Here is a 13507-nt window from a genome sequence, read left to right as displayed (position 1 = left end):
TTCTACTTGTATAGACGAAGTTATTTTGTGTTAATTACAAAAAGTTAATGTAAAATTTCTTCTCCGGCTTTTAAGTTGAATCTTTTTCTAAAAAGATACACAGCAAGATATAAAAGTGGTGTATCTAAAAGAGCTACAATTACTTTAAATAAGAAGCCACTAATTAATAATCCTTTAAATAGTGTCCATGGTAAAATGTGAAAGGAACACAATAAAAATACTACAATAAAAGTGTCTAAAAATTGGGATGCAAAGGTGGAGAAATTATTACGAAGCCATAAATGTTTTCCATTGGTTAAATTTTTCCAGAAGTGAAAAATTCTGATGTCTATAAATTGCGCAAATAAATAGGCCAACATAGATGCAAAAACTGCCAAAGGCGATAACCCAAAAACTTGATGAAAAATTTTATCATTGATAGGTGAGTTTTCTATTGCAGGTGCAAAATCTGAAATTAAAACAATAATGATAGAAAAAAAGGAGGCGAAAATACCAGCAATTACTACCTGATTGGCTTTTTTCTTTCCGTATATTTCTGATAAAATATCTGTAATTAGAAATGTGATTGGATAGGGCAAAATACCTACAGAGACTTCAAAACGATAAATTCCGAAAGGTTCCCAATAAAAGAATTTTTGAAAAATTAAGTTGGAAGCTACTAAAGAGGCAATAAATAAGGCAGCTAGAATAAGGTAAATGTTGTCTGCTAATTTTTTTTCTTTTGTAGTCATGTAGCGAAGTTAATAAATATTTTATCAGTTTTAGAAATCAATTTGTTGGCAAATAGATGTAGCCCCGATTGAAATGGCATCCTTTTTATGCTAATCTAGTATCAATATTGCTAGTAAGGAATAACTTACTTATACATATAAACAACTGCTGAACTAAATGACGCATAAAAAGATAAAATGGAAAGCGGGAAATAGCTTCCAATAAAAATGATTATTTTTGCAGTCAATTAAACTAATAAACAATTAAACTATACAAAATGAAAGCATATATTTTTCCGGGTCAAGGAGCGCAATTTACAGGAATGGGATTGGATTTATACGAAAAGTCTGCATTGGCGCAAGAATACTTTGAAAAAGCGAACAAAATTTTAGGGTTCTCAATAACAGATATTATGTTTGAAGGAACTGCAGAACAGTTAAAAGAAACGAAAGTTACGCAGCCGGCAATCTTTTTACATTCGGTAATTTTAGCAAAAGTTTTAGGCGATTCTTTTCAGCCAGAAATGGTTGCAGGACACTCTTTGGGAGAATTATCTGCTTTAGTGGCAAACGGAGTTTTAACTTTTGAAGATGGTTTAAAGTTGGTTTCTAAACGTGCTTTGGCCATGCAAAAAGCATGTGAAGCAGCACCTAGTACAATGGCAGCTGTTTTAGGTTTGGATGATATTGTAGTGGAAGAAACTTGTGCGGAAATTGATGGAGTAGTGGTAGCGGCAAATTACAACTGTCCAGGTCAATTGGTGATCTCTGGTGAAATTGCAGCCGTTGAAAAAGCCTGTGCTGTGTTAACGGAAAAAGGAGCAAGAAGAGCGTTGTTATTACCAGTTGGTGGTGCGTTTCACTCACCAATGATGGAGCCTGCAAGAGCAGAATTAGCGGCGGCAATTGAAGCGACGGAATTTAGTAAACCTACTTGTGCTGTATACCAAAACGTAGTTGCTAAGGCGGTTACGAGTCCGGATGAAATTAAAGAAAACTTAATTGCGCAATTAACGGCGCCAGTAAAATGGACCCAATGTGTGCAAGCAATGATTGCAGACGGTGGAACTGAATTTATAGAAGTTGGACCTGGTAAAGTGTTGCAAGGCTTGATGCGTAAGATTGACAGATCTGTTGCTGCTTCTGGAGCTGCATTGGCTGAGTAATCTTTTTGAATAGATTTAAAATAAAAAACGAACTCATTTTAGAGTTCGTTTTTTTTTGCTCTTTGGTTTTGTTAACTCTAAAAATATAAATTCGTTTCAATATCAGAATATTTCATAAAAAGTAAGTGTATTAAAGTATAGAAATCAATTTGTTGAACGTTTAGCTTTTAGAAGTTCTCGGTACGTTTTTTATCAAATAATACTCGAACTTACATATTTTAAAGTTAGTTTCCTTTTTTTACAACATGTATAGATTTATAATTGATTGCTAGTTGAATTATGGAATAGAATTACTCTAAAACAAAAAAAACTCCAATCGGTAAAGATTGGAGTTTTATTATTTTATTTTTGAGCTAGTTGCCATTTCCATGAAGAGGCTAATGCTTCTTCTAGCGTTTGTTCTGTTTTCCAGTTTAACTCTTTGTTTGCAATAGTAGTGTCTGCATAAGCAGCTGTAATATCTCCTGCTCTTCTAGGAACAATTTTATAATTTAATGGTTTACCAGAAGCTTTTTCGAAAGCTTTAATTACTTCTAAAACAGAACTTCCTTTTCCTGTACCAACATTAAAGTATTCAAATGCTTTTTTATTGTTCTTTTTAATCAAACGCTGTAAAGCTGCAATGTGTGCTTTTGCTAAATCTACTACATGAATATAATCACGTACAGCAGTTCCGTCTACTGTATCATAATCATCACCAAAAACAGACAATTCATCGCGCATACCTGCTGCAGTTTGTGTAATAAAAGGAATTAAGTTTTGAGGAACTCCTAAAGGCAATTCTCCAATTTTAATTGATGGATGCGCACCAATTGGGTTAAAATATCTTAACGCGATAATGTTTAAACCGTGTGCTCTACTAGCATCGCTTAAAATTTCTTCACCAATTTGTTTTGTGTTTCCATACGTAGATTCTGCCGCTTTTACAGGTGCATTTTCTGTAATAGGCAATTCATCTGCTTGTCCGTAAACAGTGCAAGAAGAAGAGAAAATAAAGTTATCTAATTTTCTGTCTCTCATTTCTTGTAATAGATACACTAAAGAACCTAAATTATTTTCGTAGTAATCTAAAGGTTTGTGCATGCTTTCTCCCACTGCTTTAAAAGCCGCAAAATGAATAATTCCGTCTATTTTGTTGTTTTCGAAAAAGTTTTTCACATCGCTTTTAATTCTTAAATCAATTTGATGAAAATCTGGTTTAATACCTGTTATAGAGGTAATGTTATCTAAAACACCAATAGATGTGTTTGATAAATCATCAATAATTACTACTTCGAAACCTTCGTTTTGCAATTCTACAACGGTGTGAGATCCAATAAATCCTAATCCTCCTGTTACTAATATTCTTTTCATTATGTTGTCTTAGTTAACGAAATCTAAAATCGTTTTTGTTATATATTCTAATTGTTCTTTGTCTAATTCTGTGTGCATTGGTAAAGAAATTACCGTTTTAATCAACTCGTTGGTTACAGGGAAATCACTTTCGTTGTAACGAGCGTCTGCGTATGCCTTCTGAGAATGCAATGCTACTGGATAGTAAATAGCATTCGGAATTCCTTGGTCTAATAAATGTTTGTGTAAATCATCTCTTTTACCGTTGGTAATTTGCAATGTATATTGATGAAATACATGACAGTCGCACGAATCACAGATTTCTCCGCAAGCACTTGTTTTTGGGGTAATGATATTGGTATTGCTAGCAAAAGCATTGTTGTAAAAACGAGCCGCATTTCTTCTAGCATCACAATAGCTATCTAATAAAGGTAATTTTGCATTTAAAACAGCTGCTTGAATAGAGTCTAAACGAGAATTTACACCCACCACATCATGATAATAACGCGTGTACATTCCGTGATTTACAATTCCACGAAGTGTATGTGCAAGTTCATCATCATTGGTAAAAATAGCGCCTCCATCTCCATAACAACCTAAGTTTTTAGAAGGAAAGAAAGACGTTGTACCTACGTTACCAATTGTTCCTGCTTTCTTTTTTGTTCCGTCTTTAAATGTATAGTCTGCACCAATAGCTTGTGCGTTGTCTTCAATTACAAAAAGGTTATGTTCTTTTGCAATTTCTAAAACAGCATCCATATTTGCCACTTGACCGAATAAATGAACAGGTACAATTGCTTTTGTTTTTGGTGTAATGGCTCTTTTTAAAGCTTCAATATCTATGTTAAAAGTTTCTGCATCTACATCAACTAAAACAGGCGTTAGTTTTAACAAAGCAATAACTTCTACAGTGGCAGCAAATGTAAAATCTGCAGTAATTACTTCATCACCTTGTTCTAAACCTAAGCCCATCATTGCAATTTGCAAGGCATCGGTACCATTTGCACAAGGTATTACGTGTTTTACATCTAAATATTTTTCTAACGCTGCTTGAAATTTATGAACTAAAGGTCCATTGATATAAGCGGATGTATTTAAAACTTCTTCAATAGAAGTAGTAACAATTTCTTTTATTGGTTGGTATTGACCTTGTAGGTCTACCATTTGAATTTTATTCATATCTAAAATTTTGCTTTCCAAAAATACAAACTAACTTTCATTTTTGGCCTATTTTTAAAGAAATAATAATTTTTATTGATTGATAAAAGATATATTTTGCACTGCAACCAAACCAGCAGTTTCTGTTCTTAGTCTACTTTCTCCTAATGAAATGGGAATGCAGTTTTTTTCAAGTGCATTTTTTATTTCATCCGAAGAAAAATCTCCTTCTGGACCAATTAATATGGTGGTTTTTTCTGAGGGATGAATGACTGTTTTTAATAATTTTTTTTCTCCATCTTCACAATGTGCAATACAAACTTTTTCGGTAAAATCTTGTTTTAAAAAATCCTGAAATTTTATAGGTTTATTCAATTTAGGAAGCGTAAACTTTAAGGATTGTTTCATCGCAGATTGAATAATTTTTTCGAAACGTTCTAATTTAACCACCCTTCTTTCAGAATTATGGCAAATAATAGGTGTAATTTCATCAATACCAATTTCTGTTGCTTTTTCTAAAAACCACTCAATTCTATCATTTAATTTTGTAGGTGCAATGGCAATGTGTAGATAATATTTCCAAGGTTTCGGCTTTTCTTCTTTAGCAACTATAATTGCCTGACATTTTTTGTCATTGGCAAAATTTATTTCAGCATCAAACAATAAGCCTTTTCCGTTGGTGATTTTTAAAATATCTCCTTCCTTTTTCCTTAAAACACGTACAATATGTCTGCTTTCAATTTTATCGAAAGTAAGTTGCGTTGTGTGTAAAGTAATTTCTGAATTATAAAATAGTTGCACTTTTTTGGTTTAAGGGTTTTAAAATTTAAGGTTTCAGAGTTCAGGGTTCAAAGTTCAAAGTTCAAAGTTCAGAGTTCAAGGTTCAAAGTTCAAAGTTCAAAGTTCAGGGTTTAAGGTTCAAAGTTCAAAATTTAAGGTTTCAAGCTTAAGGTTCAAAGTTCAAAATTTTTTAGTTGCAGAGTCTCAAAATTTTTATTTTTGCTAACAACTAACAACTAACAACTAACAACTAACAACTAACAACTAACAACTAACAACTAACAACCAACAACCAACAACCAACACCTAACAACTATAAACTCATTTTATAAGTTCGTCGTCTTTTGTGCGTAATTGGGTTAAAATTTTCCCACAATTTTTTAATGGCCAAATTGTCTTCTAACTCTGGTGTTCTAATACAGTTTTCTATACCTAAAGGGGTAAAAGTTTTTGTATATTGATCAAAAATAATGGCATGAACACCTTTATTTTGATAAGCAGGATCTACACCAATAAGGTAAAAAGTAACATCTTTTGCGTGCTTTCTTGCCTTTAATAAATGAAACAAACCAAAAGGAAATAGTTTTCCTTTGGCTTTTTGTAGCGCTTCAGAAAAGGAAGGCATAACAATAGCAAATGCTACAAGTTTATTTTGTTCATCAACCACAAATTTGATATATTCTGGGTTGATAAATGAGATGTATTTTTTCTTAAAATAGGTTATTTGAGCATCTGAAATAGGCACAAAAGTAGAGAGTTTAGAATATGATTTATCAAAAACTTTAAACATTTCATCTACATAAGGTAAAATGTCTTTGGTTTTTGTAAAATCTAAAGCGGTAAGTTTAAAACGTTTTTTTACAATATTGCTCATTCTATCGAAATAAACGGCATCAACATTTTTAAATTTAAACTTATTTTCTAAATATTCTTTTTCTTTTACAAATCCTAATTGCTCTAAATGGTCTTTGTAATACGGGTGATTGTACCAGGTAATCATAGTTCCTATATGATCAAAACCATCAATTAAAACACCTGTTTTATCTAAATTATTAAATCCTACAGGTCCTTCTATAAAGGCTAGGTTATTTTCAATACCAATTTCTTTTACTTTGTTGATTAATGCTTTTGAAACTTCTATATCATCAATAACATCAAACCAGCCAAAACGCATTTTTTTAATCTGTTGTTTTTCTACTTCAAACCAATTAATAATAGCCACAATTCTACCAACAATTTTATGGTCTTTTATGGCGATAAAAAATTGAGCATCTGCATTTTCAAAAACAGGATTTATTTCAGCATCAAAATTGTCTATTTCATCTTTGATAATTGGCGGAACCCAATATTTGTGATTTTTATAAAGTGAAAAAGGAAATTGAACAAATTGTTTCATTTCCTTTTTATTTGTTATTTTTTTTAGTGTAATCATACAGCAAAAATAAGGTCTAGTTGTTATCCTTTTTTTTCTTTTCTTGTTTTTCTTCTCTTTTAATCTCTTCTTCTAATTCTTTAATTTCTCTTTCTAGCTTTTCTTCTTCAGTTTCTACTTTCTTTTTCTTAGCCTTTTTACTCTTTTTATCAGCTTTTCTATTCTTTTTTTCTTTTGCCTTTTCTTCTTTCTTAATTTCTTTGTCTAGTTCTTTCAGTTCTCTTTCTAGTTTTTCTATATCGGTTTCTGGTTTCTTATTTTTTTTGCTAAACAAACCAAATAAACCTCCTTTACTTCTTCTGGTAGTAGTTTTTTTACGACTTCTTTTATTCTCTTTTCGTAATTTTTCTCTAGGATCACTTTTCTTAAAATTACTCAACAGGCGTTTAAAAAAGCCACCTCTATAATCTTTTTCTCTTAAAATTTCCTGACCACTATCATCTAACTCTATATAAGAATCTTTGTGTTTGTTAATTCTGTAAGAAACGCCTAAACCAGCATAAAAGCCAGAAGATTTTCCTTCAAAAAGCATTCTTCCAGAAATGTTTATTTGTAAGTTTTTATTTTGTAAATATGCCAAACCAGCAGCAATATTTGTGTAGTTTTGGTATTTTAGAAAGACTCCTTGGTTTTCAAAAAAAGCAGACCAACGATCGCTAAAATTTTGTGTAGCGGTAACTATGTATGAAAATTCTTCAAAGTCTGTGCCCATTTTATCAAAATAGACGTTGGTAATTATATTTAAATCGTCACTTAAATCGTTTTGTAACAAAAGACCAAATTTTGGGGTCATTTTTTGCGTTTTATAAATATCATTTACAAAATCGGTATTTAAGCCAACATATAAGGCTACAGAAGGTATTAATCTTTTTTTATCAAAAGCCATTCTCCGTTTCCAACTTCTTACTTCTTTGCTTTTATCTGTAAATTCTTGTTGAAAAATTAAATATTTTGCGGCCACTGTAAGGTTGCTTAAACCTGATGTGTTATAATGTGAAGTAAAAATATTTTTGAAAGCTACTTTGTCTTTTTGATACGTTAAATGGGTGTTTAGTTCTAGTTTTTCAAATAAAAAGCTAGTTCTAAAAAGTAGGTCAAATCCTGCAGATTGCGGAATTGTAAAAGTAGGTTCTATGCTTGTATTTTTAAAAAAGATGCTACTTTCAAATTGGTAAACCCCTGTGCCAACGCTATAAGGGCTTTCAGAAAAGCCGGGTTTATTTGAGTTAATAACGTCTGTATATTGCCCAAAGGCTTGTAAAAACCCAAACAGAAAAAAAGATAAAAAAAGCTTTGTAGGTTGGTTTTTCATTGTAATAGACAGCGTTTAAATAACTATTACAAACATAGGATAAAATTGCTATTTTTTTAAAACAATCGATACCTTTTTTAAGTTTGTAAAAGTTTTGTAGTTTGTTAACGCTACAATTGTTGTCAAATTGTTATTTTTGATGGATTTTTTAAATTTATATAACAGATGGGGGTATTAAAAACCATTTTTTTTATTTTAATTTTTTATTATGCTTTTAAATATTTAGCAAAACTGTTTGCGCCTTATTTGGTAAAGAAAGCTGCTGAAACTATTCAAAAAAAAGCTGAAGAACAATTTAAGGGGCAACAAGCACAACAAGAAAAAAGTACTGTTAAAGAAGGAGAAACTATTATAGACAAAGCTCCTAGAAACAATAGTAAAACTAATGGCTCTGTTGGCGAATATGTAGATTTTGAAGAAATAGACTAATTTTTAATTGGCAGAAAATGATGTACTTAGTAAAGTACGTTGTTTCTGTGGTTCCATTCAAAAAAACAATCATCTTCAAACTTATTTATTTATGAAGTTTAATAAAATCTTACCTTATATAGTAGCTATATTCATTTTTATAGTAGCTTCTCTTACGTATTTTTATCCTGTTTTAAAAGGACAAAAATTAAAGCAATCAGATATTACACAGTTTACGGGTTCTGTAAAGGAAATTGTAGATTTTAGAGCAGAAAAAAATACAGAACCTTATTGGACAGGTTCTTCATTCAGTGGTATGCCTGCTTATCAAATTAGTGCATATTACCCTAATGACTTTCTTAGAACTTTAGATAGAACAATTCGTTTTTTACCAAGACCGGCAGATTATGTTTTTCTATATCTTTTAAGCTTTTTTGTCTTATTATTAGCTCTAAAAGTTCCGTGGAAACTTGCCATTTTAGGTGGGTTAGCTTTTGGGTTTTCAACTTATTTAATTATCATTTTTGGTGCAGGGCACAATGCCAAAGCACACGCTATTGCATACATACCATTAGTTTTGGCTGGGGTTTTATTGGTTTTTCAAAAAAAATATTTAATTGGGTTTTTGGTTGTTGGTTTGGCAATGGGCTTAGAAATTTATACCAATCATCCGCAAATGACTTATTATTTAGGTTTTTGCTTGCTTATTTTAGGAATTGTAGAATGCATACATGCAATTAAAGAAAAAGTACTGCCCACATTTTTTAAACAATCTGCAATAATTATGGCAGCTGTTTTACTAGGAATAGGTTTAAATGCACCTCGTTTACTTGCCATGAAAGAATATGCAGATGTTAGTACAAGAGGCAAATCTGAACTAACAATAAAAGCAGATGGTAGTAAAAAAGAAGCTTCAAAAGGATTAGACAAAGCGTATATTACCGAGTATAGTTATGCCAAATTAGAAACTTTTAATTTGTTTATTCCGCGTTTTATGGGTGGTGGTACAATAGAAGAATTAGGGAAAAACTCTAACTTTTATGAAACTATTGAGCAAAAAGCAGGGAAAAAAGTGGCAGATGAGTATTCTAAACAAGTACTTACGTATTGGGGAGATCAAACCATTGTAGAAGCGCCGGCTTATATTGGTGCGGTTGTTTTTTTCTTGTTTTTCTTAGGAATTTTCTTGGTAAAAGGACGTTTGAAATATTGGTTGGTGAGCACTACAATATTTGTGATATTGATGAGTTGGGGAAGAAATTTTGAGTTTTTAACGAACTTTTTTATCGATTATGTGCCTTTATATAATAAATTTAGAGCAGTTTCATCCATACAAGTAATTGCCGAATTATGTGTTCCGATATTAGGAATTTTAGCGTTAAAAGAATTTTTTTCATCCAAAGTTTCATCATTAGAAAAACAAGAAGCATTAAAAAAATCTGTTTATACTTTTGGAGGATTAATTATTGCAGGATTTTTGTTGGCGCATAGTTTCTCAACTTTTGAAGGAATGAGAGATGTGCAACAATACCAACAATTACCGGGTTTAATAGATGCCGTTATTGCAGACCGAAAAGCAATGTTGTTTACAGATACAATGCGCTCTTTAATTTTAGTATTCCTTTCTGCAGCATTGTTATGGTATTTATTGAAAGAAAAATTAAAACAAACACAGGTAATAATTGGTTTGGCTGTATTTATTTTATTTGATTTAATTTCTGTGGATAAAAAGTACGTAAACGAAAGCGATTTTACATCGGCAAGAAAAATAGAAAAACCATTTATTGCTTCTGAAGCCGATACTTTTATTCTTCAAGATAAAAGTCATTTTAGAGTTGGTAATTTTACAGTAAACCCAATGAATGATGGAAGTACCTCTTATTTTCATCAATCTATTGGTGGTTATCATGCCGCAAAACTAGGACGTTATCAAGAATTGTTTGATTATCAGATTGCTAAAAATAATAGGCAAGTTTTAAACATGTTGCATACCAAGTATTTTATAATTGCAACAGATAAAGGAGAAAAGCAAGCTCAAGCTAACAAGGAAACTAACGGAAATGTTTGGTTTGTAAATAGAGTAAATATTGTAGATTCTGCCAATAAAGAAATGCAAGCTTTAGATTCTTTAGATACTAAAAGTGAAGCTGTAATTAACAAAAATCAAATTAAAGAAAATACCAATTTAATTTTTATAAAAGATAGTACAGCGGCCATTGCCTTAACAAAATATGATGTTAATGCCTTAACATATCAATCTAAAACTGCCAAAGAACAATTTGCGGTTTTTTCAGAAATCTATTATAAAGATGGTTGGAATGCGTATATAGATGGCGTTTTAAAACCTCATTTTAGGGTGAATTATGTATTGCGTGGTATGATAATTCCTAAAGGATCTCATACCATAGAATTTAAATTTGAACCCAAAGTAATTCAGCAAGGAAAAATGATTTCATTAACCTCGTATGCGCTGTTATTATTAATACCTATAGGATGGTTTTTTTATGACAAAAAGAAGAAGGTTGCTTAGTTTTTTTGGATAAATAAAGAAAAGACTTTTAATTTATCTGCTGTTTTTTTAGGTTTCAACATGTATATATTGAAACCTTTATGAGAAAATGACATTTTAGTTTTTATAGAGATTTTATATATTCAGAAGGCGTTACTCCTTTGTGTTTTTTAAAAGCTCTTGTAAAGGCAGACGCATTGGTGTAACCTATTTCTTCGGCAAGATATTTAATGGTATATTTTCTATAATTTTTATCTTCTTGCAGTTTTTTTAGTAAATATTCTATCCTAAGATCTGTAATATATTGTTTAAAAGATTTGTTTTTTGATTTGTTAATGGTATACGATAAATAGGATGTATTTGTGTGTAATTGTTTGGCTAATGCATTAATATTGAAAGACGTTGCAAGGTATTCTGTAGAGTTTTCTAAGGACTCTAACCCTTTTAAAAGTTCTAGTTCTAGTGCTTTGTCTAAATTATAGGTTGTTTTTTGTGTTGTTAGTATCTCTTTTGGCTGATTGTTAATTTTATGAAACTTAAGGGTGTTTTTTTTGCTTTTTTTATAGAAAAAGAATAGTATGAATGCTGCGAACATAAATACAATTACAACAGCTATAATAAATATCATTTTTGTGCTTTTGTACTTTTTTTGTACTGCTTTATTTAATTTTTCTGCATTTCCAAAATCATATAAATGATTCGATTTATGCACCTCATTCTTGTTTTTATGCAAGTCTTTTAACGCTAATAATGTTAATTCGGAATATTTGAAAGCACTATCTATTTGTTTGTTTTTATGATATTGATTTGCAAGAATGTCATAAATAACAGAAATGCTTTTCTTTGTTTTTGGACTTTTATTCTGATAATCTAAAAACTTATTTCCAAAATAAAGGGTAGAATCGTTTAGATTTAAATTGTAGAAACAAATAGTTTTTAAAAAATAAATATTTTGTGCTGTTTTATATTCTTTAGCATTTGTGTCAAATTTTTGTATTAAAGTTAACGCTTCTTTAATTTTATTTCTTGCAATTAATACTTCGGCCTCTCTTAATTGATATAATGTTTCAGAATTTTGATGAGGTGGATTAAAAGTTTTTGCAAGTTCAAAGGCTTTTTTTAAATAGAAACTAGCAGAATCTAAATGCTTACTAAAATAATTTTCACTAGACTTTAAATAGGATTCTCCAATAATATTATAAATACTGGTTTGATTAAGAATTTTAGAATAAAGATCATGTTCTTTATCAATAGTTAAATTCTTGAGGTAATAGCTGTTTAAAGTTTTAAAGAGTATTTTTCTAGCTTCTTTTTGATAGCCTAATAGATTTTTGATTAAAGCAGTATTAATCTGATTGCTTAAACTTATTGTTTGATAATAACTACTATCTTGAGATATGTTGTGTAATACATCCTTTGTTTCTAAAAGATAAGTATAAGCATCATTATACTTTTGTTGATTTTTATGAATCCAGAATAACCTGTTAAGAGACTCTATTTTTATTTTTAATAATTGAATTTTTTTGCTTTTCTCTAATTCTTTAAGAATTGTTTTCGCCAATTGTTCAGAAGCATTAAAATCATTTTTATTATACAAGGCTAATGCCTGATATATTTTACCGCTGTAGAGAATGCAACTATCTTTAGATTTCTGAAGTTGCTTACTATAAAACAACAGACTATCATTATTAACACCTTTGTATTGTTTTACTAAAGTTAAATTTAAGGAATCTTTAGAAGACAATTGCCCGTACGAAATGCTAAAACATACTAGAAAATACAATAAAAATATGTAGTTTTTTTTCATCAAAAAATAACGTGTAAATGTTAAGGGGGCATTGGCTACAATATTAAGTATTCTATTTAGAAAAAGCATATTGTTTAAAAGATTTTATTTTTTAGGTATAGAATGAAGCTGTGCTTTTTATAAAAAGAAGAATACTACATTAGTTTTAGATGAGGTTAGTAGGTATATTTGTACTGTATCTGTGATACGTTGTTATGAGAACGAAAATGCGTTAAGAAGAGAATTTTATAATTCTCCTCTTTTTTTTTATTCCAGAAGTGCTTATTCTAAATAGATGAATATTTTTAGATAAAAGAATTCTTTATTTATTTTTTGTTACCAATCACTTTTCTTTTTTAATTTGTTAGTTTTACTTTTTTTAAAAGTAAAAAAATGTATTTAAAAATTCCTTCAAAAAGGTATGAGCATACCCTAGCTTTTCTTCAAAAAGTGTTACCAAGTCCAGCAACAATTTTAGATTTAGGAATTAGAAATCCATTTTCTGAAATTATGGAAGAACATGGTTATACTGTAATTAATACAGAAGGAGAAGATTTAGATGAATTACCAGAAATTGTAAAAAAGCACCAAGTAGATGCGGTTACTGCATTTGAAATTTTTGAACATTTATTAGCACCCTTTAATGTGCTAAAAGAAATTGAAGCCACTAAATTAATTGCTACAATTCCGTTAAATTTATGGTTTGCCAAAGCATACAGAAGTAAAACGGATATGTGGGACAGGCATTATCATGAGTTTGAAGATTGGCAATTTGATTGGTTGTTAGAAAAATCTGGATGGCAAATTCAAGAACAAGAAAAATGGACTAGCCCCATTGATAAAATTGGTTTTAGACCTATTTTAAGAAAATTTACGCCAAGATATTACGCAGTGTATGCTACAAAATAAATCAA

Annotated in this window: 11 protein-coding genes; 4 read left to right on the top strand and 7 right to left on the bottom strand. The window is 30.3% G+C overall.

Annotated elements, in window-relative coordinates; translation table 11 throughout:
• Positions 1-44: 44 nt before the first annotated feature.
• Positions 45-731: a queuosine precursor transporter gene (locus ACSHW5_RS04535; protein ID WP_435674921.1), complete on the bottom strand. Its 687-nt coding sequence runs from the start codon at positions 729-731 to the stop codon at positions 45-47.
• Positions 732-988: 257 nt separating this feature from the next.
• Between ACSHW5_RS04535 and fabD the strand changes: the two genes are divergently transcribed.
• Positions 989-1876 (top strand): ACP S-malonyltransferase, encoded by an 888-nt coding sequence (gene fabD, locus ACSHW5_RS04530; RefSeq protein WP_435674920.1) that lies wholly within the window; start codon positions 989-991, stop codon positions 1874-1876.
• A 342-nt stretch (positions 1877-2218) separates the two neighbouring features.
• On the opposite strand, the gene galE is transcribed toward fabD, so the two are convergent.
• The 5 genes from galE to ACSHW5_RS04505 all read right to left on the bottom strand — a co-directional run bounded on the left by galE (position 2219) and on the right by ACSHW5_RS04505 (position 7890).
• Entirely contained in the window at positions 2219-3229 is a 1011-nt protein-coding gene (galE, locus tag ACSHW5_RS04525; protein ID WP_435674919.1) for a UDP-glucose 4-epimerase GalE, read from the bottom strand.
• A gap of 9 nt (positions 3230-3238) precedes the next feature.
• Complete coding sequence (locus ACSHW5_RS04520; RefSeq protein WP_435674918.1) at positions 3239-4387, bottom strand: DegT/DnrJ/EryC1/StrS family aminotransferase; 1149 nt, start codon at positions 4385-4387, stop codon at positions 3239-3241.
• Between the two features lie 72 nt (positions 4388-4459).
• Positions 4460-5167, bottom strand: a complete 708-nt coding sequence (locus ACSHW5_RS04515; protein WP_435674917.1) for a 16S rRNA (uracil(1498)-N(3))-methyltransferase — start codon at positions 5165-5167, stop codon at positions 4460-4462.
• Positions 5168-5459: 292 nt separating this feature from the next.
• Complete coding sequence (locus ACSHW5_RS04510; protein WP_435674916.1) at positions 5460-6578, bottom strand: GTP cyclohydrolase; 1119 nt, start codon at positions 6576-6578, stop codon at positions 5460-5462.
• Between the two features lie 16 nt (positions 6579-6594).
• Positions 6595-7890 carry a transporter gene (locus ACSHW5_RS04505; RefSeq protein ID WP_435674915.1) on the bottom strand — a complete coding sequence of 432 codons (1296 nt, stop codon included), beginning with the start codon at positions 7888-7890 and terminating at the stop codon, positions 6595-6597.
• Positions 7891-8055: 165 nt separating this feature from the next.
• Here ACSHW5_RS04505 and ACSHW5_RS04500 point away from each other — a divergent pair, with 165 nt between their 5' ends.
• Together ACSHW5_RS04500 and ACSHW5_RS04495 are read left to right on the top strand one after the other, a co-directional pair.
• Positions 8056-8319 carry a DUF4834 family protein gene (locus ACSHW5_RS04500; RefSeq protein WP_435674914.1) on the top strand — a complete coding sequence of 88 codons (264 nt, stop codon included), beginning with the start codon at positions 8056-8058 and terminating at the stop codon, positions 8317-8319.
• Between the two features lie 91 nt (positions 8320-8410).
• Entirely contained in the window at positions 8411-10828 is a 2418-nt protein-coding gene (locus tag ACSHW5_RS04495) for a YfhO family protein (RefSeq protein ID WP_435674913.1), read from the top strand.
• Between the two features lie 103 nt (positions 10829-10931).
• Here ACSHW5_RS04495 and ACSHW5_RS04490 read toward each other — a convergent pair whose 3' ends face one another.
• Entirely contained in the window at positions 10932-12614 is a 1683-nt protein-coding gene (locus ACSHW5_RS04490; protein ID WP_435674912.1) for a helix-turn-helix domain-containing protein, read from the bottom strand.
• Positions 12615-12986: 372 nt separating this feature from the next.
• Here ACSHW5_RS04490 and ACSHW5_RS04485 point away from each other — a divergent pair, with 372 nt between their 5' ends.
• A complete protein-coding gene (locus ACSHW5_RS04485; RefSeq protein WP_435674911.1) occupies positions 12987-13502 on the top strand; it encodes a methyltransferase in 516 nt (171 codons plus the stop codon).
• Positions 13503-13507 lie beyond the last annotated feature (5 nt).

Origin of the sequence: Polaribacter sp. (genome assembly GCF_051251875.1) — a bacterium.
In the GTDB taxonomy this organism is placed as follows: Bacteria; Bacteroidota; Bacteroidia; order Flavobacteriales; family Flavobacteriaceae; genus Polaribacter.
The sequence above is the reverse complement of the archived record's forward strand: the minus strand, read 5'-3'. Positions and strand labels throughout refer to the sequence as shown.

Excerpts from the sequence above, each read along its gene's own strand:
- galE (WP_435674919.1), bottom strand. The coding sequence starts at position 3,229 with ATGAAAAGAATATTAGTAACAGGAGGATTAGGATTTATTGGATCTCAC.
- ACSHW5_RS04490 (WP_435674912.1), bottom strand. The coding sequence starts at position 12,614 with ATGAAAAAAAACTACATATTTTTATTGTATTTTCTAGTATGTTTTAGC.
- ACSHW5_RS04500 (WP_435674914.1), top strand. The coding sequence starts at position 8,056 with ATGGGGGTATTAAAAACCATTTTTTTTATTTTAATTTTTTATTATGCT.
- ACSHW5_RS04495 (WP_435674913.1), top strand. The coding sequence starts at position 8,411 with ATGAAGTTTAATAAAATCTTACCTTATATAGTAGCTATATTCATTTTT.
- ACSHW5_RS04535 (WP_435674921.1), bottom strand. The coding sequence starts at position 731 with ATGACTACAAAAGAAAAAAAATTAGCAGACAACATTTACCTTATTCTA.
- ACSHW5_RS04505 (WP_435674915.1), bottom strand. The coding sequence starts at position 7,890 with ATGAAAAACCAACCTACAAAGCTTTTTTTATCTTTTTTTCTGTTTGGG.
- ACSHW5_RS04485 (WP_435674911.1), top strand. The coding sequence starts at position 12,987 with ATGTATTTAAAAATTCCTTCAAAAAGGTATGAGCATACCCTAGCTTTT.
- ACSHW5_RS04520 (WP_435674918.1), bottom strand. The coding sequence starts at position 4,387 with ATGAATAAAATTCAAATGGTAGACCTACAAGGTCAATACCAACCAATA.
- fabD (WP_435674920.1), top strand. The coding sequence starts at position 989 with ATGAAAGCATATATTTTTCCGGGTCAAGGAGCGCAATTTACAGGAATG.
- ACSHW5_RS04510 (WP_435674916.1), bottom strand. The coding sequence starts at position 6,578 with ATGATTACACTAAAAAAAATAACAAATAAAAAGGAAATGAAACAATTT.